This is a genomic window from Methylobacterium sp. CCH5-D2, assembly GCF_001556475.1.
Taxonomy (GTDB): domain Bacteria; phylum Pseudomonadota; class Alphaproteobacteria; order Rhizobiales; family Beijerinckiaceae; genus Methylobacterium; species Methylobacterium hispanicum.
This window is the reverse complement of sequence record NZ_LSIX01000611.1, coordinates 1-348: the sequence shown is the minus strand read 5'-3', so window position 1 is coordinate 348 and position 348 is coordinate 1. Positions and strand designations below refer to the sequence as shown.

The following is a 348-nucleotide window of genomic DNA, read 5'->3' as shown; positions in this document are numbered from 1 at the left end:
TGATGGAGGTGAGCAGGCTCGCCAGGATGGAGATGATGTAGGCCTGCCCCAGGGGTGCGAAGAGCCGGCCCTCGATGCCCGAGAGGGCGAAGAGCGGCACGAACACCAGGATGATGATCAGCGTCGCGTAGACGATGCCGGAGCGCACCTCGTTCGAGGCCTCCACCACCACCTGGAACACGCTCTTCGGGTTGCCGGCCTTTCGGTTCTCGCCGAGCCGCCGGTAGATGTTCTCGACATCGACCACCGCGTCGTCGACGAGCTCGCCGATGGCGATGGCCAGGCCCCCGAGCGTCATCGTGTTGATGGACAGCCCGAACAGGTGGAACACCACCGCGGTCGTCAGCA

1 protein-coding gene is annotated in these 348 nt (G+C 65.2%); it reads right to left on the bottom strand.

Going from position 1 to position 348, the window contains the following annotated elements:
* On the bottom strand, positions 1-348 hold a 348-nt coding region (locus AX737_RS15610; RefSeq protein WP_197430597.1), incomplete at both ends, for an efflux RND transporter permease subunit.